This window comes from Alkalimonas cellulosilytica, assembly GCF_036325985.1.
Lineage (GTDB): Bacteria > Pseudomonadota > Gammaproteobacteria > Enterobacterales > Alteromonadaceae > Alkalimonas > Alkalimonas cellulosilytica.
Map to the genome: position 1 here is coordinate 92082 of NZ_JAUHLI010000001.1, position 21175 is coordinate 113256.

23 protein-coding genes are annotated in these 21175 nt (G+C 52.6%); 19 read left to right on the forward strand and 4 right to left on the reverse strand.

The features are described from left to right. Window positions 1-13 precede the first annotated feature (13 nt). From QWY20_RS00400 to QWY20_RS00445, 10 genes are all read left to right on the forward strand, one after another. Window positions 14-667: a GntR family transcriptional regulator gene (locus QWY20_RS00400; RefSeq protein ID WP_330127063.1), complete on the forward strand. Its 654-nt coding sequence runs from the start codon at window positions 14-16 to the stop codon at window positions 665-667. A gap of 50 nt (window positions 668-717) precedes the next feature. Further along, window positions 718-1926: a M24 family metallopeptidase gene (locus tag QWY20_RS00405; RefSeq protein WP_330127064.1), complete on the forward strand. Its 1209-nt coding sequence runs from the start codon at window positions 718-720 to the stop codon at window positions 1924-1926. Window positions 1927-2071: 145 nt separating this feature from the next. Further along, window positions 2072-2314, forward strand: coding sequence for a hypothetical protein (locus QWY20_RS00410; protein ID WP_330127065.1), 243 nt, complete (start codon window positions 2072-2074; stop codon window positions 2312-2314). A 55-nt stretch (window positions 2315-2369) separates the two neighbouring features. After that, window positions 2370-4316, forward strand: coding sequence for an ATP-dependent DNA helicase (locus QWY20_RS00415; protein ID WP_330127066.1), 1947 nt, complete (start codon window positions 2370-2372; stop codon window positions 4314-4316). 87 nt (window positions 4317-4403) lie between these two features. Continuing rightward, complete coding sequence (locus tag QWY20_RS00420; protein ID WP_330127067.1) at window positions 4404-5873, forward strand: OmpP1/FadL family transporter; 1470 nt, start codon at window positions 4404-4406, stop codon at window positions 5871-5873. A gap of 75 nt (window positions 5874-5948) precedes the next feature. Next, window positions 5949-6632: a tRNA (adenosine(37)-N6)-threonylcarbamoyltransferase complex dimerization subunit type 1 TsaB gene (gene tsaB / locus QWY20_RS00425; RefSeq protein ID WP_330127068.1), complete on the forward strand. Its 684-nt coding sequence runs from the start codon at window positions 5949-5951 to the stop codon at window positions 6630-6632. A gap of 80 nt (window positions 6633-6712) precedes the next feature. Then, on the forward strand, window positions 6713-7009 hold the full coding sequence (locus QWY20_RS00430) for a hypothetical protein (protein ID WP_330127070.1): 297 nt from the start codon (window positions 6713-6715) through the stop codon (window positions 7007-7009). 76 nt (window positions 7010-7085) lie between these two features. Further along, a complete protein-coding gene (locus tag QWY20_RS00435) occupies window positions 7086-7823 on the forward strand; it encodes an SDR family NAD(P)-dependent oxidoreductase (RefSeq protein WP_330127071.1) in 738 nt (245 codons plus the stop codon). Next, window positions 7820-8311, forward strand: a complete 492-nt coding sequence (locus QWY20_RS00440) for a DUF2878 family protein (protein WP_330127072.1) — start codon at window positions 7820-7822, stop codon at window positions 8309-8311. The genes QWY20_RS00435 and QWY20_RS00440 overlap by 4 nt, the downstream gene beginning before the upstream one ends. Then, window positions 8292-8792 carry a chalcone isomerase family protein gene (locus tag QWY20_RS00445; protein WP_330127073.1) on the forward strand — a complete coding sequence of 167 codons (501 nt, stop codon included), beginning with the start codon at window positions 8292-8294 and terminating at the stop codon, window positions 8790-8792. The genes QWY20_RS00440 and QWY20_RS00445 overlap by 20 nt, the downstream gene beginning before the upstream one ends. 20 nt (window positions 8793-8812) lie before the next feature. Here QWY20_RS00445 and QWY20_RS00450 read toward each other — a convergent pair whose 3' ends face one another. After that, window positions 8813-10144 carry an alkaline phosphatase gene (locus QWY20_RS00450; RefSeq protein ID WP_330127074.1) on the reverse strand — a complete coding sequence of 444 codons (1332 nt, stop codon included), beginning with the start codon at window positions 10142-10144 and terminating at the stop codon, window positions 8813-8815. Between the two features lie 190 nt (window positions 10145-10334). Between QWY20_RS00450 and QWY20_RS00455 the strand changes: the two genes are divergently transcribed. The 5 genes from QWY20_RS00455 (at window position 10335) to QWY20_RS00475 (ending at window position 16565) form a co-directional block, all read left to right on the forward strand. Then, window positions 10335-11189, forward strand: coding sequence for a class I SAM-dependent methyltransferase (locus tag QWY20_RS00455; protein WP_330127075.1), 855 nt, complete (start codon window positions 10335-10337; stop codon window positions 11187-11189). Window positions 11190-11246: 57 nt separating this feature from the next. Further along, window positions 11247-12071: an alpha/beta fold hydrolase gene (locus tag QWY20_RS00460; RefSeq protein WP_330127076.1), complete on the forward strand. Its 825-nt coding sequence runs from the start codon at window positions 11247-11249 to the stop codon at window positions 12069-12071. Between the two features lie 161 nt (window positions 12072-12232). After that, window positions 12233-13891, forward strand: coding sequence for a long-chain-fatty-acid--CoA ligase FadD (gene fadD / locus QWY20_RS00465; RefSeq protein WP_330127077.1), 1659 nt, complete (start codon window positions 12233-12235; stop codon window positions 13889-13891). Between the two features lie 18 nt (window positions 13892-13909). Next, complete coding sequence (gene rnd / locus QWY20_RS00470; protein WP_330127327.1) at window positions 13910-15034, forward strand: ribonuclease D; 1125 nt, start codon at window positions 13910-13912, stop codon at window positions 15032-15034. A gap of 145 nt (window positions 15035-15179) precedes the next feature. Further along, window positions 15180-16565: a DUF4397 domain-containing protein gene (locus QWY20_RS00475; RefSeq protein ID WP_330127078.1), complete on the forward strand. Its 1386-nt coding sequence runs from the start codon at window positions 15180-15182 to the stop codon at window positions 16563-16565. Between the two features lie 76 nt (window positions 16566-16641). Here QWY20_RS00475 and minE read toward each other — a convergent pair whose 3' ends face one another. Genes minE through minC form a run of 3 tightly spaced genes read right to left on the reverse strand, consistent with a single transcriptional unit; the run spans window position 16642 to window position 18441 of the window. Beyond that, a complete protein-coding gene (gene minE / locus QWY20_RS00480) occupies window positions 16642-16902 on the reverse strand; it encodes a cell division topological specificity factor MinE (RefSeq protein WP_091344188.1) in 261 nt (86 codons plus the stop codon). A gap of 4 nt (window positions 16903-16906) precedes the next feature. Continuing rightward, window positions 16907-17716, reverse strand: coding sequence for a septum site-determining protein MinD (gene minD / locus QWY20_RS00485; protein ID WP_330127079.1), 810 nt, complete (start codon window positions 17714-17716; stop codon window positions 16907-16909). A gap of 32 nt (window positions 17717-17748) precedes the next feature. Further along, window positions 17749-18441, reverse strand: coding sequence for a septum site-determining protein MinC (gene minC / locus QWY20_RS00490; protein ID WP_330127080.1), 693 nt, complete (start codon window positions 18439-18441; stop codon window positions 17749-17751). 243 nt (window positions 18442-18684) lie between these two features. Here minC and QWY20_RS00495 point away from each other — a divergent pair, with 243 nt between their 5' ends. Genes QWY20_RS00495 through QWY20_RS00510 form a run of 4 tightly spaced genes read left to right on the forward strand, consistent with a single transcriptional unit; the run spans window position 18685 to window position 21175 of the window. Then, window positions 18685-18963: a YcgL domain-containing protein gene (locus QWY20_RS00495; RefSeq protein WP_330127081.1), complete on the forward strand. Its 279-nt coding sequence runs from the start codon at window positions 18685-18687 to the stop codon at window positions 18961-18963. 50 nt (window positions 18964-19013) lie between these two features. Further along, window positions 19014-19988, forward strand: a complete 975-nt coding sequence (locus tag QWY20_RS00500) for a lytic murein transglycosylase (protein WP_330127328.1) — start codon at window positions 19014-19016, stop codon at window positions 19986-19988. 21 nt (window positions 19989-20009) lie between these two features. Beyond that, window positions 20010-20675: a fumarylacetoacetate hydrolase family protein gene (locus QWY20_RS00505; protein WP_330127082.1), complete on the forward strand. Its 666-nt coding sequence runs from the start codon at window positions 20010-20012 to the stop codon at window positions 20673-20675. Then, window positions 20672-21175, forward strand: coding sequence for a YcgN family cysteine cluster protein (locus tag QWY20_RS00510; protein WP_330127083.1), 504 nt, complete (start codon window positions 20672-20674; stop codon window positions 21173-21175). Before QWY20_RS00505 ends, QWY20_RS00510 begins: the two co-directional genes overlap by 4 nt.

A 21175-nucleotide genomic window follows, 5' to 3' on the forward strand; every position in this document is an offset into this window, starting at 1 on the left:
AGATGAGGGTGATATGTCCTTAGAGTTCAAAACCCGTACCCAGGTTGTATTGGAAGAAATTCGCAACCGAATTTTAAGCGGAAAAATTAAGGCTGGAGAACCGCTTAGACAGGCCGCACTGGCAGAAGATTTAAATGTAAGCCGTATTCCAATCCGGGAGGCATTACTTCAACTCGAAGCTGAAGGTTTGGTTGTTTTTGAGCCTCACAAGGGGGCTACAGTAACCGAGCTTTCAACAACGCAGGTCATGGAGTTGTTTGAGCTACGGGCTTTGCTGGAAACTGAGTTATTGCGATTGGCAATACCAAAGTTGACTGAAGCACAATTGGCCGAAAGTGAGCATATTTTACGGCAAATGACTCTAGCCTATCAGATGGTCGATACTTCTGGTAGTTGGAGTGAGCTGAATAAGCGTTTTCATTTAAGTTTGTACCTGGCAGCAGAGCGGCCAATGATGTTTGAAATTGTCCAGAACCTCAACAAGAACACAGATCGGTACATCAGGTTACATTTACTGCTGGCTGGTGGCGTCACTAAATCAGATCCAGAGCACTTAACATTGTTAACGCTATGCAGGCAAAAGAATGTTGAGCAAGCTTGCATTTGGCTGCGCCAGCACATTTTAGGAGCAGCCAGTGAAATTATTGAGCTGGTTAAGCAGCAATAACATGGAGTGGTATTTTCCTTACCGCTTTAAGGAAAAGAACAGGAGTCACTATGGCAAACGGCATCGGTGGAACAAGTATAGAAGAAGCTTTGAATACTTTACATGATATGGCTGCCTCGCTAGCACCTATCGAAGTGAAAGAGTACCAACAACGGCTGGATAACGCCCTGAGCCTGATGCAGCAGCATCAGCTGGATGCGGTGTTGCTAAACGCCGGCACCAACCTGCGTTATTTTACTGGGATCGACTGGTATGCCAGTGAGCGGCTGGTGGCCGCCTTGCTGCTGCGTGATGGCCGTTTGCTCTATGTACTGCCGCATTTTGAGATTGGCAGCATTCAGCCCAGGATGCAGCTTGAAGGCGAGATCCTAAGCTGGCAGGAGCACGAAAATCCATACCAGCTCTGTGCCGATGCCATCATGGCTTTGGCCGGCGAGCAGGCCCGGCTGGCGATTGATGAAAGTGCGCAGTTTTTTATTGCGGATGGTATCCAACAGGTGGCGGCCAGCTTTCAGCTGAGCAATGCCAAAGTGGTCACTGCTGGCTGTCGGATGCAAAAATCCACTGCCGAGCTTGCGCTGATGCAGCGGGCGATGGATATGACGCTGGCGGTGCATCAGGCCACCGCCAGCATGCTCTATCCCGGTATCAGCACCGCAGAGGTCGAGCGTTTTATCGATCAGGCCCACCGCAAAGTAGGGGCATCGGGCTCGTATTTTTGCATTGTGCTGTTTGGCAGTGATACGGCTTACCCGCATGGCGTGGCTCATCCGAAAACGCTGGAAGTGGGGGATATGGTACTGATTGACACCGGTTGCCGTTTGCACGGCTATCTGTCGGACATTACCCGCAGCTATGTCTTTGGGGAAGCCACGGCCAAACAGCGTGCGGTCTGGCAGCATGAAAAAAATGCCCAACTGGCCGCTTTTGCCGCAGCCACACCAGGTACGGCTTGCCAGCAGGTCGACCGGGCTGCCAGAGCCTACTTGCAACAGCAGGGCTATGGGCCCGATTATCAGTTGCCAGGCTTGCCGCATCGCACCGGTCATGGCATTGGGCTGGATATTCATGAATGGCCCTACCTGGTTGAAGGCAACAGCACGTCACTGGCAACCGGTATGTGCTTTAGCAATGAACCCATGCTGGTGCTGCCTGGTGAGTTTGGTGTGCGGCTGGAAGATCATTTCTACATGGCCGAACATGGCCCGGTCTGGTTTACCGAGCCGGCGCACAGCATCGACAATCCGTTTGGTGTTTGAGCCTCCGGAACCAATGGCTTGGTTGTCCTGTCTTAACTTAAGCAACAGTCGATTGAGGGCTGTTGCTTAGGTTGTTGCTTAAGCTTTGTGCTTTGTTGCCGATAACAAGCTAAGCTTGTAACGATTTTATCAACGGAGGCGGGCAATGGATGTCATTATTCCATTTTTGCAGCGCACCCCGGGTACGCCTGTCGAGCAGGAGCCCAGGGTAGTCCCGCCTGTGTTTAAAGAAGCCCGGTTAACTCCACTGAAAAAGGAACGTGATCAGCGTGATGAGCGCTATGGCGGCAACAAACGCCAGGCCCGCAGCCTGCCCGAAGCGCCGGAAACCACACCGGAAGAGCAACAAACCGTCGACGAGGACGGCCATGTCGATATCTATATCTAAGCCTTTTCTGCTACCATAGCGCCACAAAATTATCGTTACCTTGGTTAAGGCAGGCATGGCATCCATTCGCGCAGAGGTGGCAGCAGCATTTCGTCCGGCAGGGCCTTTGGCCCGGCAGATCCCAGGCTTTCGCGCCCGCGATGCCCAGTTGCAACTGGCCGATCGCATCGCACATGCCATTGAAAAGCAGAGCGTGCTGCTGGCTGAAGCGGGTACCGGTACCGGCAAAACCTTCGCCTATCTGGTGCCGGCGCTGTTATCCGGCCAGAAAGTGCTGATCTCGACCGGTACCAAAAATCTGCAGGAACAACTGTTTCACCGCGATTTACCCAGCATGACCGCCGCTTTGGCCAGCCCTTTGCAGTTGGCCTTGTTAAAAGGCCGCGCCAATTATCTGTGCCTGTACCGGCTGGAGCAGCATGTGGCCCATGTGCCGGTGGCCGAGCCGCAGCTGCTGCAGGATTTAAGTTTAATCAACAAGTGGGCAGCGGAAACCCAAACCGGCGATATCGGTGAGCTGACCTACATTGCCGAAGACTCCAAAGCATTGCCCTATGTCACCAGCACCACCGACAACTGCCTGGGCAAAGACTGCCCGGTGTACGAAGACTGCCATTTACTGAAAGCCCGCAAAAAAGCCCAGGCCGCCGATCTGGTGGTGGTCAATCACCATTTGTTTTTTGCCGATTTGGCGATTAAAGACACCGGCTTTGGTGAGCTGCTACCGCAAATGGATGTGTTTGTATTCGATGAAGCGCATCAATTGCCGGATTTGGCCTGCGATTACTTTGGCGAGCATGTCTCCAGCCGGCAGCTGCTGGAGCTGTGCCGCGATCTGGATCTGGCCTGCAAAACCGAACTGCGCGATCATCCTCAGCTGCGCAAAATCACCGACAAGGTCGCGCAGCAGGTCAAAGACTGGCGCTTGCAGTTCCCGGTAGAGCCCGAACGGGGCAATTGGCGTGAACGCAGCCAGCAACCACAGATGCAAAGCATGATGCAGCGTTTAACCGAGAGTATGGAGTTGCTGTATCAGGTACTGAAGGAAAGCCTGGGACGCAGCGAAGCCGTTGATCATTGCTTTGAACGGCTGGCACAAAACCGCAACCGTTTGCAAAAATTGAACGACACCAGCAAGCCGGATGTCAGTCTTTGGTATGACACCAGCCGGATGCATCTGACCTTGCACCTGACGCCGCTGAGCATTGCGGAAAAATTTCGTGAGGTGGTGTTTGCTGGCCAAAAAAGCTGGGTTTTTACCTCGGCGACACTTTCGGTCGATGGCGGTTTTGCCCATTATCAGCAGCAAATGGGGCTAGAGCAGGCTGATACTCTGCTGCTGGACAGTCCCTTTGATTACCAGCAGCAGGCACTGCTGTGTGTGCCGCGCTATTTGCCGGAGCCGCATCAGCATCAGGCGATGCAGCAAGCCTTATTGAACACCGCCATACCGCTGATCGAGGCCAATCAGGGCCGCTGCTTTATGCTCTTTACCAGTCACCGCATGCTGAAGTGGATGGCCGAGGTACTGCCAGAGCAGATTCGCCAGCCGGTGCTGGTGCAGGGCCAAACCAGCAAGCGAGTGCTGCTGGATAAGTTTGTGCAGTTGGACGATGCCGTCTTGCTTGGCACCAGCAGCTTTTGGGAAGGGGTGGATGTGCGTGGCGATGCGCTGAGCTTAGTGATTATCGACAAACTGCCCTTTGCCAGCCCGGACGATCCTTTGTTGCAGGCCCGGATGGAAGCCAGCAGTAAGCAAGGGGTGGATCCCTTTGCTGCCGTGCAACTGCCGCAGGCGGTGATCAGCTTAAAGCAGGGCGTAGGGCGTTTGATCCGCGACGTCACCGATCGCGGAGTGCTGGTGATTTGCGACAACCGGCTGGTGACCCGACCTTACGGTGAGGTGTTTTTAAAAAGCCTGCCGCCGATGCAGCGAAGCCGCGATCTGACACGGACCTTGCAGTTTATTGCCGACAAAGCCAGCGCCAGCAAAGACGACTAACGGGCTATTTTCTCTGATCTAGAGCCTGTACTCTAAGGTCTGACCTCTTTATACTGCCAGCCTTTTGTTGTCGACAAGGCTGTATCTATGTTGAAAAGATCCCCGCTTACCCTGGCTGTGGTCAGTGCGCTGCTGTGCGGTTCGCTGCAGGCCGAAGGTTACAAACTCTATGAGCAATCGGTCAGCAGCATGGGCACAGCCTATGCCGGGCGCGGTGCCCAAGTCACCGATGCCAGCCTGGTGTATTCCAACCCGGCGGCCTTAACCCGGTTACAAGGCGCTCACTTTGCCGGTGGCATCAGCTTGGTCGGTGCCAGCAGCCGTTACTCGGATGCGCAAGCTTTCAGTGCCAATGGCCAGCCGGTGGCCGGGCGCAGTGATGGCAACAACAAGCTGCGCTCTGTGATCCCATTTGTGTTTTACAGCAACCATCTTAACGAGCGGCTGAGCTATGGGCTTGGTCTTTATGTGCCTTTTGGCATCGGTGCCGAGTACGACGATGATTTTGTCGGCCGTTATTTTGCCACTGAAACCGGAGTACAGGTGGTGAGCGCTCAAGTTTCGCTGGGTTACCAATTGACCACTAACTGGTCGGTAGGCGCCGGCGTTTCGCTGAACCGGGTGAGCGGCGTTTTATCCAAATACAAAGATCACAGTGGCCTGTGTGAGCTGGGGGAGGCCGCAACCAATGCGCTTTTTGGCGCGCCGGTATACAACGATGCGTATTGCCACAGTCACTATGAGGTAAAAGGAGACGATCTGGCGCCTGGCTTTAGCTTAGGCCTGCACGGTGAGCCCTGGCAGGGCACCCGATTGGCTCTGATGTACCAATCAGCCATTCGTTTTACCCTGACCGGTGATTCGGTGATCAGCAATACTCCGATCACAGGTGCCAATGTGCAAGGGCATCCCGGTTATCTGGTGATCGCCCCGCAGCTACCGGCCATTGATTTAAGTACCGGCAAACTGGCCGCCATGTCACAGCTGACTGAGGCCAGCCAACTGGATTTAAACACGCCAGCCAGTGTTGCTTTTAGCCTGGATCAACAGCTGACTGAACCGTTATCGCTGCAGTTTAGCCTGGCCTGGACCGAATGGAGCCGCTTTCAGAGCATTGATATCATCAGTAACGACCAAAGCCCCAGTATATCGCTGAGCACAGAGTTGCCACAAAACCTCAATGCGCCAGGCTATATTGGTTATATTCCACAAAAATGGCAAAACAGCTGGTCCGCTGCAGTCGGGCTGAGCTTTCAGGCACAGCCGAAGGTGCTGCTAAAAACCGGCCTGGCCTTTGATCAGAATCCGATCCGGCCCGAGCGCAAAACAGCGCGGATCCCAACCGACGACCGCACCTGGCTAACCCTTGGCGCCAACTGGCGTTTTTCTGCCAAAAGCAGCCTGGATGTCGCTATTGGTCGCATGTGGATGCCTGGCGTTTCGGTCGATGAGTTTGAGTACAATGTGCAGGACCAGCCGCTGTACCAAAGCCGTTTTCAGGCCAACTACCGCAACAAGGCGCTGTTAATTGGCATGCAGTTCAATCATAGCTTCTAAGGTGCTTGCATGGTGTTTTGCTGCCAGCCAAGGTAAAATCCGCTGTCTTTTTAGCTGTGACCCTTGGAGTATGGCGTGAAATTACTGGCCCTGGATACCTCAACCGAAGCGTGCTCTGTTGCTCTGCTAAATGGCAATGAGCTGCTGACGCTGGATGAAGTCTGCCCGCAGCAGCACAGCAAGCGGGTGCTACCAATGGTACAGCAACTACTGGCCGATAGCGGTTTAAGCTTAGCCCAGCTCGATGGCCTGGTGTTTGGCAAAGGGCCGGGCAGCTTTACCGGTGTACGGATTGGCGTTGGGGTGGCGCAAGGGCTGGCTTTTGGTGCCGACTTACCAGTCTATGGTGTCTCGACCCTGGCAGCCATGGCGCAGGCCGCTTACCGGCAATTGCAGGCCAGCCAGGTGCTGGCAGCCATTGATGCCCGTATGGCCGAAATCTATTTTGGCCACTATCAGTTGGATGCCAATGGCCTGATGCAGCTGCAAGGCCAGGAGCAAGCGGTTAAACCGGATCAACTAGCCCCGCTTGACGCTGCTGGGAGTTATACCGCGGTGGGCACCGGCTGGCAGACTTATGCTCAAGTGCTGCAGCAATGGCAAGTGGCAAAAAGCAGCGATATTTTGTACCCATCGGCACAGGATATGCTGCCGCTGGCCCGGCAGGCGAGGGATGCCGGTCACTTTGTTGCGGCCGAGCAGGCAGAGCCGAGCTATGTGCGGGATACTGTCAGCTGGCAAAAGCTGCCAGGGCGTTAGTGCTCTTTCTGGCTACTTGGCACTGCCGCCGACACTGGTTATACTTCAGCCAATCATTTATTTTTTGCTGAGCTACTGCCTTGAGTTTTAGTCTGGAAAATAATCTTGCTGCCACAGGCGTTGCCGGGATCTTTCGGGATACCACGCCACGTCCTGCCCGGCCGCAACAGCCAGCTGTTAACTCGGAGTTGCCACAAGGGCAGGGCATCCGCCGCTCTGAAAAAGCACTGGATGCACTGGAGCAAAACCGCAGCCGGCAAAATGCCATGCCAGCAGGAGCCCAGGCATCGCAAAAGACAGCACTCTACCAGGACATTGCCAACCAGCAGCAACGCACTGAACTGCAATCCATGCTGGGCATTGACCTGTACGCTTAACTTTCCGTGTGAATCCAGCTGATCTTCCTGCTTATCCCCATCGTAGAATACCATATTGTCTTCGACTGGATTGATCATGCCCTGTTGTTTAATTACCGGCGCCAGCTCCGGCATTGGCCGCCAGCTTGCCTTAGATTACGCCCGGTCCGGCTGGCAGGTGTTGGCCGTCGCCCGCTCCACCGGTGCGCTGGAAGCCCTGGCCGCTCAACATAATGGCATCCGGCCTGTGGTGGCCGATCTAACCCGGGCTGAAGATGTGGCCGCGCTTTGTCAGGGCATCGCCGAATCCGACCAGCCGCTTGATTTGGCGGTTTTAAATGCCGGGACCTGCATTTATGTCGATGCAGGGGATTTGCAGCTGCCAGACTTTGAGCAAACCTTCGCCATTAATTTCTTTGCCATTGTCCGGTTAAGCGCCGCCTTGCTGCCCTTGTTGCAGCAGTCGAAGCAAGGGCGGCTGGCACTGGTCAGCAGCCTGGCGCACTACTTTCCCTTTACCCGGGCCGAAGCCTATGGGGCCAGCAAGGCTGCTGTCAGTTACTTTGCCGACAGTTTGCGGGTGGATTGGGCCGATAAAGGGGTGGAGGTCACTCTGATAGAACCCGGTTTTGTCGATACACCGCTAACGCAGAAAAATGACTTTGCCATGCCGTTTTTACTCAGTGTCGAGGATGCCAGCCAGCGGATGCTGCAAGGGCTGAGTAAGGGCAAGCCTCGCATCCGTTTTCCTAAACGCCTGGTCTGGTCGCTGAATCTGCTGCGGCTACTGCCTTACCCGCTGCGGATCAGGGTAGCCGGGGGAATGAAACCATGAACTGGCGCGCCGTGATTGGCTTTGAACTTGGCTGGTTGGCACTGGTGTATTTTCAACATCTGGCGATGCTGCCGGTGGCCATCTATCTGCTGTGGGCCTGGTGGCGTTTGCCGAAACCCAGGCAGATCCTGGTGTTGCAACTGGCGCTCTTGGGGATAGCTATCGACAGTGTTTTGGTGTTCACCGGGGTGTTGCAGTTTACCAGCACCATCTGGTTGCCCGCCTGGTTCTTATTACTCTGGTGTTTGTTTGCGCTGGCGGTGGTGGAAGTCTTTGCAGCCTTGCTCAAACCACTTTGGCTGGCGCCTATTCTCGGCGCTGTGGGTGGCCCGTTATCTTACCTGGGTGGAGCTGTGTTAAGTGGCGGTCAGTTGCTGATGCCTTTGGGGTGGCTGTCCTGGACCTGCCTGGTGCTGATCTGGGCGGGACTGGCCGCTTATTATGGTTCGTTAAATAAGGAGCGATTGCATGCACAAAAGATGGCTTAATATTGTTTTATTGCTATGGCTTTGGCCCGTAGCTGCCATGCCGGATTTGCAACTGGTTGGCGAGGGCAGTTTTCGCTATCTGTTCTGGCAACTGTACGATGCCCGTCTTAAAACCAGTGATGGCAGTTTCGATGACTATCAAAGCAATGCACCGGTGCTGCTGGAGCTGACCTACAAACGCAGCATCAGCCGCGACCAGTTTATTGATGCGACCGTGGATCAGTGGCAGCATCTGGGACAAAGCAGCGAGGCACAGCAGCAAGACTGGGCCAATCAGCTGAAAACTATCTGGCAGGATGTTGGACGGGGCGATCGTTTGGCCGCTTTGCTACAGCCGGATATGACGGTGGATTTTTTCTTAAACGGCGAAGCGATAGGTCGTGTGACAGATACTGAGTTTGGCCCCTTGTTTTTTGATATCTGGTTGCACCCGGATACCAGTGCACCAACGCTGCGCCGCCAGTTGCTGGCGGCGCGTTAACTGTTCAAGGTCAACAGGCCCTAATTGGCCGATTGCTGAATAAAGCCCATGATGCGCTTGGCAATATCAATGTTGTCCATAAAGCCAGTAAATTGCTCTGCGCCGGCACCATAGGCCATCACTGGTACATCGGCTGCGGTGTGGCCTGAGGTTGTCCAGCCGGTGCGGGTGGCCTGGTTGATGTAGCCATTGAGCAGGGCATACAATTCGGGTTGCTGCTGATGAACGGCCAATACATCCGCTAGCTGGTTGTCATCCAGCGTCAGTCCGGTCCAGTGGCGCCATTGATCGGCCAGCTCTGCCGGCTCCAAGGCCATCATACGTTGGGTAATTTCCCGGACCGTGTATTGTACACCATAAATTAAATCGGCACGCCATTCGTAAATGCCATCGGCAGCCAGCGCGAGGCCGCCGGTTTCATGATCGGCGGTGATAATCAGCAGTGTGTCTGGATTAGCATCAACAAAGGCCTTGGCCGATTGAATAGCGCGGGCAAAATCGTGCATTTCGGCCATAGCACAGGCAATGTCATTGGCATGGCCACACCAGTCGATTTGGCTACCTTCGACCATCAGCACAAAACCTTGTGGATGGTTGGATAATAGCTCCAGTGCTTTTTCGGTCATCACCTGCAATGGTGCTTCCATCTCCTGGTTTAACACCGAAGGTAGACCACCATCAGCCAGTAATGCCAAAGCGGGTGCTTGCGACAGCTGTGCCAACTGCTGCCAGCTGTCGGCGTACTGGTAGCCTTCGGCCTGAAACTCAGCCACCAGATTGCGATCATCGCGGATAAAGTGTGTCAAACCGCCACCAAGCATCACATCCGGCACCAATTGGCCCTCAATACGAATATCAAAGAACTGATCGGCAATGGCATCCATATTACGCCGGCTTTTATTGTGCGCTAAGAAAGCGGCCGGGGTGGCATGGTTGACCTGCGAGCTGGCGACGATGCCATTGGCTTTCCCCTGGCGTTTTGCTTGTTGCATTAAGGTGCCAATCGGCAGATGTTGCTGGTCGACTGAGATAGCCCCGTTGAACGTTTTTATTCCTGTTGCCAGGGCCGTGGCGCTGGCCGCCGAGTCGGTGACCAGAGTTTGATCGTCCGGCCAGGTGCTGGAGATGCCGGTCCAGAGCTCATCGTAAATGGTTGGTTTGATCTGTTGTTGTTTGCCTTCGGCCAAAAAATAGCGATAGGCCGTCAGATAGTTGGCCCCCATGCCATCGCCAATCATAAAAATAATATTACGAGGCGCTGAGGTTTCAGCCGGCTCCGGTGCGGGAGCGGGTGTTTGGCTGCAGGCGCTCAGTAACAGGGCGGAGCAGGCTAGCAGAGTTCGGATGGTCATAGTCAGTCTTCTTTTAACAGCATTGGCTAAAGTGTACCTAATTGTGCTAATGAAGACAAAAAGCTCGGTTAAAAAGGGTATTTCTTAGGGTAAGTGACAGAAATGCTGGACAGTTTGAACTTTCGTGGCATGCTGTACTCAGATGATTTGTAAAAGTTTGTAACTTCTCCTGCAAGTCAACGAGGTTTGTATGGCGCTAACAACAAGAATAATTCAGGCGTGTCTGCTTTGTTGTATCACTGTGCTGTTGCCGCTAAAAGCGGAGACAGCACTTGAGCAATTATCTTTCTCCGATCAGCTGCATTATTATGCTGAGCATCCATTGCGTTCAGAGGAACACAAGGCCCGCAATCGCTATCGCAATCCGGTCGAGACTTTGCTGTTTTTTGCGATTGAGCCACAGCATCAGGTACTGGAGATTTGGCCCGCCCGTGGCTGGTATACCGAAATTTTGGCACCCTATCTAAAGGAGCAGGGCCAACTGACCATTGCTCATCACCGTCAGCTGCAACTGGATATGGATGATGACCGACAGCGCTTTTGGGCGCGCATCAGTCGTCAGCTCTCTGAGCGCATAGAACAGCAGCCGGAACATTTTGGTGCCGTAAAGCAGCTGGCATTTGACCCGCCTGAATTACTGCATCTTGGTAAAGAAAATCAATACGATCGGGTACTGAGTTTTCGTAATGCCCATCTCTGGGACCAACACGGCTTGTTGCTGCAAAGCATGCAGGAGTTCTTCCGGGTACTAAAACCGGGGGGAATTCTTGGGATGGTCGAACACAGAGCCAGCCGGGTTTCAGATATCACCAGCTTTGCCGCAGAAGGCTATCTGGGTGAAGCTTACATTATTATGGTTGCTGAGGCCGCAGGCTTTGAGTTACTTGATCGCAGTGAAATCAATGCCAATCCGTTGGATAGCCGCGATCATTCGCGTGGGGTTTACAGTTTACCACCCACCCTGGCAATGGGCTCAGAAGACCGTGCGCGCTTTTTAGCGATTGGTGAGAGTGACCGCATGACGCTAAAATTTATCAAGCCCTAAAATTTATCAAGCCAGAGTATGCTGCGCCTTCTTCCTATGCAATACAACCATAAATTCTTGTTAGATAATCTTGAGCTGGCGGCGTTTAGCTGCAGTGAAACACAACCGGCACAGCCAATACTTTGCTTGCATGGCTGGTTGGATAATGCGGCTAGTTTTATCCCATTGGCAAGTCACTTGCCTGAGTTACCACTGTTGGCGCTGGAGTTCCCGGGCCATGGCCATTCATCACACCGCAGCCCGGATGCGGCTTATTATTTTTTTGACTGGGTGCAGGATGTTGTTGCCCTGTGTCGTCAGCAACAGTGGCAAAATCTTACCATCATCGGGCACTCGATGGGGGGCATGGTAGCAACCGCCCTGGCAGCGAGTTTCCCGGAATTGGTGAAGCGGTTGGTATTGATCGATACTCTGGGGTTTGTGGTCGCAGAAGAATCAACCGTTGCCAGCCAACTGCGCCAGGGGATTGATTCGCGCCTGAAACCAAACTCAGGGCGAGCCCCTTGCTACCCAAGCCTGCAAGCTGCAGCCGAAGCCCGGCAAAAACAAAGTGACTTCTCACTGACAGAAGCTTTGTTGCTGGCCGGGCGAGGGACTGTGCAGCAAGCCGGAGGGGTTCGCTGGCGGGCGGATATGCGTTTACGCCAGCAGTCGGTGTATCGGTTAAGCCCAAGGCAGGCAGAGCATTTAATTGCTGCCGTTGCATGTCCGGTACTGGCAGTTCTGGCACAAGATGGTATGTTTAACGAACAAGCCGAAGCTTGGCGGCACCATTACCAACAGCTGAGTGTGGATAGCGTAACGGGTGGACATCATTGCCACATGACGCAAGCGCCGCTGGTCGCGGCCAGCATTCAGCGATTTTTATCTGCCGCATCCTGAGGTAAGATGACAGCAAGCCAATTGTGGCCTGACCACTTTTGTGGGAAGATAATGAGCTAGAGTAAAAACTCTGAAAAGGCATAGCTGCATTGACAGTAAGGCCAAGCCATAATAAAACAGAATAAAACACTATTAAGACAAGAATTTTTAAGGAGAGGACGGTGGAGCAAGTTTGGTTAAAACGTTACCCAGCCGGCGTACCTGCAGAAATCAATGCCGATCATTATCATTCCTTACTGGACATCATTGAGCAGAGCATCAATAAGTTTCCGGACCATACTGCTTTTGTCAACATGGGCAAAAGCATCACCTACCGTGAATTTGATAAGCTGAGCAAGGCTTTTGCAGCCTACCTGCAAAAAGAGCTGAATTTAGGCAAAGGCGATGCGGTAGCCGTGATGATGCCCAACTTGCTGCAGAACCCAGTGGTAATCGCCGGTATTCTCCGTGCTGGATGCACTGTGGTCAATGTGAATCCACTGTATACCCCCCGGGAGCTTGAGCATCAGCTGAATGACTCCAAAGCCAAAGCCATTGTCATTGTTGAAAACTTTGCTCACACCCTGGCAGCGGTGCAGAAAAAGGTCAAAGTTGAGCACGTGATCCTGACTAAAATGGGCGATATGCTGGGCACACTGAAAGGTACCATCGTCAACCTGGTGGTGAAGCATGTCAAAAAGCTGGTGCCAGCTTATCAACTGCCCAAAGTCATTCCATTTAAAGAAGTGCTGGAAAAAGGTCAGCACCTCAAATATCAGTTGCCGGATGTCGATGGCAGCGACTTGGCTTTCTTGCAGTACACCGGAGGTACCACAGGTGTATCCAAAGGCGCTATGCTGACGCACCGTAATATGGTAGCCAACCTGGAGCAGGCTTCTGCTTGCCTGGATCCGGTGTTGGAAGAAGGGAAAGAGCGGGTAGTCACCGCACTGCCGCTGTATCATATCTTTGCATTGACCGCGAACTTCCTGGTTTTTATGAAGTATGGTGGCACCAACTTACTCATTACCAACCCACGGGATATGCCGACCTTTATCAAAGAGCTCAAAGCTTTCCCATTCACTGCTTTAACCGGGGTCAATACCCTGTTTAACGGCCTGATGAATACGCCTGGTTTTACCGACATTGATTTCAGTCAGCTGAAAATTTCGCTGGGGGGCGGTATGGCGGTACAGCGTCCGGTGGCTGAGCGCTGGCAAAAACTGACCAAAACCCGCTTGCTCGAAGGCTACGGTCTGACCGAGTGCTGTCCTCTGGTCACCTTGACCCCTTACGATGTGGAAGGCTTTACCGGGAGTATCGGCTTGCCAGCGCCTTCAACCTTGATCCGCATTGTTGATGAAGACGGCAAGGATGTTCCAGCCGGTGAGCCGGGCGAAATGATTGTGCAGGGCCCGCAAGTGATGAAAGGCTATTATCACCGTCCTGAAGAAACCGACAAAACCATCAAAGATGGTTGGTTGTACACTGGCGATGTCGCGCGCATGGACGAGGATGGTTTTTTCTACATCGTGGATCGCAAGAAAGACATGATCCTGGTGTCAGGTTTTAATGTGTTCCCGAATGAAATTGAAGAAGTTGCTGCGATGAACGACAAGGTATTGGAAGTGGCCGCGGTTGGCGTTCCAAACGATGCGGCAGGTGAAGTGGTGAAACTCTTTGTGGTAAAGAAAGATCCATCATTGACCGCCGAGGAGCTCATTGCCCATTGCAAACAAAACTTAACGGGGTACAAGGTACCTAAGCACGTTGAGTTCCGGGATGAACTGCCTAAAACCAATGTCGGTAAAATCTTACGCCGTGAACTGCGGGAGTCTTAAGTTCTGTTAAAGCCACTACTGCAAGATAATGACAGCCTGCAGCAATTTTGCCTGCAGGCTGCAACCAAACCCTTATTGCTGCTCGATACAGAGTTTATCCGCCAGAGTACCTTGCAACCAAAACTTGGCTTGATCCAATTGTACGATGGCGAGGAGTTGGTGCTGGTGGATCCGCTGGCCATCAGCGACTGGCAGCCGCTGCAAAACCTGTTAGCCAATACCAAAGTAACCAAAGTCATGCATGCCTGCATGGAGGATTTGGATGCTTTTCAGACCATAGGTATTGAGCGCATTGCCCCTTTAATCGACACCCAAATGGCTGCGTTATTGTTGGGGCAGGGAAGCAGCGTAGGCTTTGCTGCACTGGTCGAGCAGGTCACAGGTACCCAGCTCGACAAAGGTGAGTCCCGCACCAACTGGCTGGCACGGCCGCTTCGTGATGCTCAGCTTACTTATGCTGCCAACGATGTGCTTTACTTGTTGCCGGTGTATCAACAGCTGCAGCAGCAGTTGAGTGCTGAGCAGTATCAATTGTTGCTGCAAGAGGCAGAGCAACTGCAGCTTCGGCGCAGCATGCAGTGGCCCGATCAATTGCGTTTTATTGATATAAAGAACAGTTGGCAGTTGCCGCCTCGTGCTTTGGCCGTGTTGCAGCAACTGGTGGTATGGCGGCTGGACTATGCCAGAAGCAAAGATTTGGCGTTGGGGCTGATTTTTAAAGACGCCCAGTTGTTTGATATTGCCCGCAAGGCCCCTGCAAGTTTTGCTGCTTTGCAGGCCATTCCAGGATTGCCGGAGCGCGAGCTCAAGCGACATGGTCAGGCGGTGCTGCGTTTGGTTAAGCAAGCGTTGGACAGTGATCCGGCAGCGTGGCCACAGCCGGCTTATCATCGGGAGCAGTTTGCCGGTTACCGTGAGGTAACCGCGCAAATTCGGGATAGTGTGCAGCTTGCAGCTGGCAAACATCAGCTACCTACCGAATTGCTTGCGACCAAACGGCAACAAACCGAATATTTAAATTGGTGTTGGCGGGTGTCGGATACAGAGCGGCAAGGATTACCTGTGCCTGAGGTTCTGCGTGGCTGGCGCCGGGCACTGCTAGAACCGTTGCTCCCCAGACCTGAGCACCTGAGTGATAGCTAAACTGGCTTTATACGTACCAAGGCTGATCTGGATCAGCCTTTTTTTTGCACGTTAAACAGTTATTTTTTCAAATAATTTTCATGTGATCGTCTCTTGGAATGGTGGCGTAAAGTTTGAGCAACCATCAATCAATAAGGGTATTCACATGAAAGGAATAAAGCGTCTTGCTGTTTCGGCAGCCATAGTGACTTCACTTGCAGCATGCAACAGCAGCTCGGACCGTATTGAACTGCCGGTTAACCCACCACCACCACCGCCACCGCCGGTTGTTGACGCTTCGTTGCGGGTGATTCATGCGGTTTCTGATGCACCAGCAGTGAACATTTTGGCCAATGGTGATGTCGCCGTTGCTGACCTTGACTACGCTGAAAGCTCTGAGCGGCTGGAGCTTCCACCGGCTACCTACAGTGTTGCTGTCGACGCGCTGTTACCCGGTGACGAAACACTGACCGTCATCGGCCCGGTTGATCTGGCCTTTGAAGAAGCCACCAACTACAAAGTATTTGCTGTAGGCTCTGTGGTCGCCGATAGCATCATGCCTGTGGTAGTAACCTCAGACATTGAAGACATAGCAGATGGCAACATTCGTTTGCAGGTGGTGCATGCCGCAGCTGCCGCTCCGGCAGTGGACATCCATGTCACCGCTCCCGATGATGATTTAACTGCACCGCTAGCGACACTGGACTTCGCTGAATTTACCGGTGCAGTCGATGTTCCTGCTGGTAATTACCGGGTGCGCATTACACTGCCTGGTGAAGATACTGTGGTATTTGACAGTGGCTCGCTGGATTTAGCCGCTGGCACTGATTTGGTTGTGGCTGCCATCAATAATCGCTTTGCTGGTGACTCACCGGTATCGTTATTAGCGGTTGCCCCGAACGGCAGCTTCTTTGATGTACTGGATGCTAACAGCAAATCTGCAGTACGGGTAATCCATGGTGTCTCCGATGCCCCGGCGGTCGATGTGTTGGTAAATGACACGATCCGCTTGGTAGAAAACCTATCCTTCCCGGATTTCACTGGTTACGTCAATGTTGATCCGGATGAATACAACGTCAAAGTGGTTGCCAACGCCGACAACAGTATTGTTGCGCTGGAGGCAGATCTGGATTTGGCTGCTGGTGTCTTCTACAGCGTGCATGCCCTGGGCTCTCTTGGCGAAGGTGACATTTCTCCTCTGGTATTAATGGATATGCCGCGCCGGGTAGCCACCGAAGCCAAAGTACGCATTATTCACGGCTCTTTCCTGGCACCCAACGTAGATATTTATGTCACGGCAACCAATGATATCAGTGAGGCAGAGCCAGCGTTCAGTGATGTACCTTTCCTGGCTGAGACCGGTTATGTTTCACTGGCAGCGGGTTCTTATGTGGTCACTGTCACTGCAACTGGTAGTAAAGATGCAGCCATTGGCCCGGTGACTCTGGATCTGGAAGCCAATACCATTTACACCGCGATAGCTCGTGATGGTGAAGGTTTAACTGCTGATTTTGGTTTGATTCTGATGGACGATTTTGTCCAGGAAGATTAATTCTGTGCTTGCATCCTGACTGATGTGCAGCTTGGCCCACTGAAAAGTGGGCCTTTTTTATGCTGGGTTTTGAGAACTAACGCTTTTCATCCGGGAAACTGACATTGAGTTCAAGCACCGAAAGTTCATCGGAGCGCTGCTCTAAAGAGACAGAGATCTGATCCGCCGGGATATCAACGTATTTGCGAATCACCTCCAGGATATCGCGTTCAAGCTGGGGCAGATAATCGGGGCCAGAGCGGCGATTGCGCTCATGGGCCACAATGATTTGCAGCCGCTCTTTGGCGGTACTGGCGGTTTTCTTCTTGGTGGAGCGAAAATAATCCAGTAATGACATGCGGCTAACCTCCAAAAATCCGTTTCAGTAATCCTTTTTTCTCCACCGTTAAAAAGCGGAAATCGACGTTATTGCCAAGCAACCGGCTCACCGTATCCAGATAGGCCTGACCAGCATCGCTGTCTTGATCCAAAGTGACCGGTTGGCCAGAGTTGGATGCATTCAGCACCGCCTGCGACTCCGGGATGACACCAATCAGTGGAATCGCCAGAATTTCCTGTACATCCTCCACGCTCAGCATTTCGCCTTTAGCGACCCGCTCCGGATTGTAGCGGGTGAGGAGTAAATGTTCTTTGATCGCATCTTCACCACGTTCTGCCCGGCGTGATTTACTGCTGAGCATGCCTAAAATGCGATCCGAGTCGCGCACGGAAGAGACTTCCGGGTTGGTAACCACCACAGCTTCATCGGCAAAATACAGCGCCATCATGGCACCGGCTTCAATGCCGGCTGGCGAGTCACAGATAATGAACTCAAAATCTTTCGCCAGCTCGTTCAGTACTTTTTCCACGCCCTCTTTGGTCAGCGCATCTTTATCGCGGGTTTGTGATGCCGGCAGAATAAACAGGTTCTCGACCCGCTTGTCTTTGATCAGGGTTTGTTTCAGGTTGGCTTCACCATTGATGACATTGACAAAGTCGTAAACCACCCGGCGTTCACAACCCATGATCAGATCCAGGTTGCGCAAGCCGATATCAAAATCCACGATCACAGTTTTATGACCGCTTAACGCCAAGCCTGTGCCAATAGCAGCGCTGGAGGTGGTTTTACCCACACCACCCTTGCCTGAGGTCACCACGATAATTTTTGCCATGGTTGCAATTCCTTCTAGTTATTCGGTTGATGTTACAGCTCGCTAATAGCGATACTGTTGTCCTGCATCCGGATGCAGGCTGCTTTATTCCAATACTCACCTTGCAGGCTGTCGCTTAACCAGTAATGCCCGGCTATCGAGACTAATTCGGCCTGCAGGTGGTGACAAAAAATTCGTTTGCTGGTATCGCCACTGGCACCGGCGATGGCTTTACCACGTAAGGTGCCATAAATGTGGATGTTGCCATCGGCGATCACTTCTGCACCAGCACCAACCGAACCCCGGACAATCAAATCTGCGCCTTTGGCGTAAATCTGTTGGCCAGAGCGGATGGTTTGCTCCACCAGCTTGCTCTGCATGGGTACCTGCTCGACACGGGCGTCATCCACCGGGCTTGATGGGGTAGCGACAGGTTTGCTGTCCTGGCCCAAACGCAATACCGCCAGGCCTGCCGCCTGAGCCTGCTGTTTTTGCTCCGCAGTTGCCCCGGTCACACCGACCAAAACCAGCTTCAGTTGCTGAAATAGCTGTTTTAATGCATTAAAATCAAGTGATTGATGTTCTGGTGTAAGTTGAATCACCATAGCAGCCTGATGAAAAAAGCCCGGCGCCTGGTCGAGTTTCTGTTGCAAAGCGGATTGCAGGCCGGCGACACTCAGGTCGTTGCTATGAATGACCGACAGCGTAAACAGGCTGCCTTTCAGCTCAAAGAATGGTTCAGACATAGTTTGGTATGATCATCTCAATTGGTTGAATGCAGCGCACATTCAGCTGTTGTTGTATTTGTAATGGTATTCTGTTTTATCCAGGCTTAGCCGCTTTATCACAGAGAACGGAATAGGGCGACCCGGTTGGGTGAATTTCATCCTGTTAACTCTGCATCAGGGCGGGAAGCGCGGTACAAGCCAATGGCTTCATGGTATAGTTTACTGCAGTGTTAGGCAAGTTTGATAAAGTGATTTTACGCCATGCTGTGTGCCGTTTATAAAAGTCTGAAAAAAGACCAAACCTATCTGTATATTGAGCGTCGGGATGATTTTGAAAAAGTGCCTGAAGCCTTGCTGGCCACTTTTGGTAAGCCCGAGTTGGTGACACTAATTAACCTTGAAAAACGAACTTCTTTGGCTTTGACCGATCTGAATAAACTGAAGGCAGAGCTTCGTGATAAAGGCTACTACCTGCAGTTGCCTCCGCCGGCGGAAGATTTGCTGGCAGAGCACAAAGCATTCATCACAACAAAATCATAAACGGGAGTATTATGCGCATAAGTTGTTGGATCAAGGCCACCGCTCTTAGTATGTTGCTGGCTTTTCCGCTGTTGGCGAAACCAAGTTTCACCGAGTACGCCGAAGGCTTGCGGCAAGAAGCGGTTGAGCGTGGCTACGATGCCGATTTGATCGAGCAGGTTTTTTCCAGTCTGCAATTCCACGAGCGGGTGGTCACGGCTGATCGCAATCAACCGGAGCGGGTGGAAACACTGGATACTTATCTTCCCAAACGGGTGAGTGAAACCCGGATCCGGATGGCGCGTGAACGCTACCAGCGCTATCAGGAGCAATTAAAAGAAGTGGAAGCCCGCTATGGTGTGCAAGGGCGCTTTATTGTTGCTCTGTGGGGCCTGGAAAGTAGCTTCGGTCGCTTTATGGGCAACCACTCAGTGCCTTCTTCGCTGGCAACCTTGGCCTATGAAGGGCGGCGTGAGGCTTTTTTCCGTAGCGAGTTCTTCCATGCCATGGATATTCTGGCTGCAGGCCACATCGAATTGGACGAGATGAAAGGCTCCTGGGCTGGTGCCATGGGGCAAAGCCAGTTTATGCCCAGCTCGTTTTTATCCTATGCGCAGGATTTTGATGGCGATGGCCGCAAAGATATTTGGGGCAATCAGATGGATGTGTTTGCTTCCATAGCTAACTATCTGAAAAGACTGGGTTGGGATAACAGCCAAACCTGGGGCCGGGAAGTGAAGCTGCCAGAGAATTTCTCCATGGATTATGCCATTCCTCGTGGTACGCCTAATCGCGCCGCCTGGCTGCGTGAGTGGGCACGTACTGAGCGCACACTGGCTGAGTGGCAGGCGCTGGGGGTACGGCGGTTGGATGGCCGTGATTTACCCGAGCGTGAGATCAAAGCGGCTTTGATTTTACCGGATAATGAAGGTGGCCGGGCGTATTTGGCCTATGATAATTACAAGACCCTGATGCACTGGAATCGTTCCTATTACTTTGTCACCAGTGTTGGCTATCTGGCCGATTTAATTGCAGCGGGCGAGTAAGCCCTGTGAAGCGAGTGAGTTATGTATCAGCATCGTAACCTCTGTGGTGATCGGATTGACCTGCCCGTTGGCAAAGTCGTGTGCATTGGTCAGAATTACCAGGATCATATTGCCGAAATGAAAAGTCAGGTCGCTGCCGAAGCTTTATTTTTTATCAAGCCAGCTACGGCCCTTGCCGATTTAACCCAGCCGGTCGCGATCCCACTTCATCATGGTGCTGTGCATAATGAAACCGAACTGGCCGTATTGATCAAGGCACCGTTGCAAAAGGCATCGGTTGAGCAGGTGGCGCCAGCCATTTGGGGGTACAGCCTGGCGCTGGACTTGACGCTGCGTGATATTCAAACTGAGCTGAAACGGCTGGGACGCCCGTGGGAGATTGCCAAAGGCTTTGATGGCGCTTGCCCGGTTGGTCCTTTTGTACCGCAAGCACAGGTGAAGCACCCGCAGCAGCTGGATTTTAGTTTGCTAGTCAATGACGAGCTGCGCCAATCCGGCACCACGGCCACGATGATCCGTGGTATTCATCAGATGATCAGTGAAATGTCGCAGTGGTTTACCCTGCAACCGGGCGATATTGTGCTGACCGGTACGCCTGCAGGGGTGGGGCCTTTACAGCCAGGAGACCGCCTGGTCTTGCAGCTGGCCGACTTGTTGAGCCTGCACACTGAAGTGGTGGCAGCATGAGTGTGACCGAACGTTTTTGGGAACAGAAATCTCTGGCCGAGATGACGCCGCAGGAGTGGGAAGCCGTCTGCGATGGCTGCGCCAAATGTTGCCTGAATAAGTTTATCGATGATGAAGGCCCTGAGCTGGATTTTTTGCCGACCGATCAGTTGCAAGAAGGCGAGCAGGTGCATTATACCAATATTGCCTGTCGTTATTTAAATTCGCACAAATGCGAATGCACCGAATATCAAAACCGGACCGCTCTGGTACCTGACTGCATTCAATTGACCAAAGACAACCTGAAAGACATCTTTTTTATGCCGCCTTCCTGCAGTTATCGACGCTTGCATGAAGGCAGAGGCTTACCAAGCTGGCATCCACTGCTGAACAATGGTAAAAAAAGCCTGATGCATAAAAAACAAATGTCGGTGCGCAACAAAACCATTTCGGAAGCTCAGGTCAATTTGCATGACTTTGAAGATTTCATTGTGCGCTGGCCACTGAACGACCTTGATTGA

Bases quoted from the DNA above. Each gene is read 5' to 3' on its own strand.
- QWY20_RS00400 (WP_330127063.1), top strand. From the start codon at position 14: ATGTCCTTAGAGTTCAAAACCCGTACCCAGGTTGTATTGGAAGAAATT.
- QWY20_RS00405 (WP_330127064.1), top strand. From the start codon at position 718: ATGGCAAACGGCATCGGTGGAACAAGTATAGAAGAAGCTTTGAATACT.
- QWY20_RS00410 (WP_330127065.1), top strand. From the start codon at position 2,072: ATGGATGTCATTATTCCATTTTTGCAGCGCACCCCGGGTACGCCTGTC.
- QWY20_RS00415 (WP_330127066.1), top strand. From the start codon at position 2,370: ATGGCATCCATTCGCGCAGAGGTGGCAGCAGCATTTCGTCCGGCAGGG.
- QWY20_RS00420 (WP_330127067.1), top strand. From the start codon at position 4,404: ATGTTGAAAAGATCCCCGCTTACCCTGGCTGTGGTCAGTGCGCTGCTG.
- QWY20_RS00435 (WP_330127071.1), top strand. From the start codon at position 7,086: ATGCCCTGTTGTTTAATTACCGGCGCCAGCTCCGGCATTGGCCGCCAG.
- QWY20_RS00440 (WP_330127072.1), top strand. From the start codon at position 7,820: ATGAACTGGCGCGCCGTGATTGGCTTTGAACTTGGCTGGTTGGCACTG.
- QWY20_RS00445 (WP_330127073.1), top strand. From the start codon at position 8,292: ATGCACAAAAGATGGCTTAATATTGTTTTATTGCTATGGCTTTGGCCC.
- QWY20_RS00450 (WP_330127074.1), bottom strand. From the start codon at position 10,144: ATGACCATCCGAACTCTGCTAGCCTGCTCCGCCCTGTTACTGAGCGCC.
- QWY20_RS00455 (WP_330127075.1), top strand. From the start codon at position 10,335: ATGGCGCTAACAACAAGAATAATTCAGGCGTGTCTGCTTTGTTGTATC.
- QWY20_RS00475 (WP_330127078.1), top strand. From the start codon at position 15,180: ATGAAAGGAATAAAGCGTCTTGCTGTTTCGGCAGCCATAGTGACTTCA.
- minE (WP_091344188.1), bottom strand. From the start codon at position 16,902: ATGTCATTACTGGATTATTTTCGCTCCACCAAGAAGAAAACCGCCAGT.
- minD (WP_330127079.1), bottom strand. From the start codon at position 17,716: ATGGCAAAAATTATCGTGGTGACCTCAGGCAAGGGTGGTGTGGGTAAA.
- minC (WP_330127080.1), bottom strand. From the start codon at position 18,441: ATGTCTGAACCATTCTTTGAGCTGAAAGGCAGCCTGTTTACGCTGTCG.
- QWY20_RS00495 (WP_330127081.1), top strand. From the start codon at position 18,685: ATGCTGTGTGCCGTTTATAAAAGTCTGAAAAAAGACCAAACCTATCTG.
- QWY20_RS00500 (WP_330127328.1), top strand. From the start codon at position 19,014: ATGTTGCTGGCTTTTCCGCTGTTGGCGAAACCAAGTTTCACCGAGTAC.
- QWY20_RS00505 (WP_330127082.1), top strand. From the start codon at position 20,010: ATGTATCAGCATCGTAACCTCTGTGGTGATCGGATTGACCTGCCCGTT.
- QWY20_RS00510 (WP_330127083.1), top strand. From the start codon at position 20,672: ATGAGTGTGACCGAACGTTTTTGGGAACAGAAATCTCTGGCCGAGATG.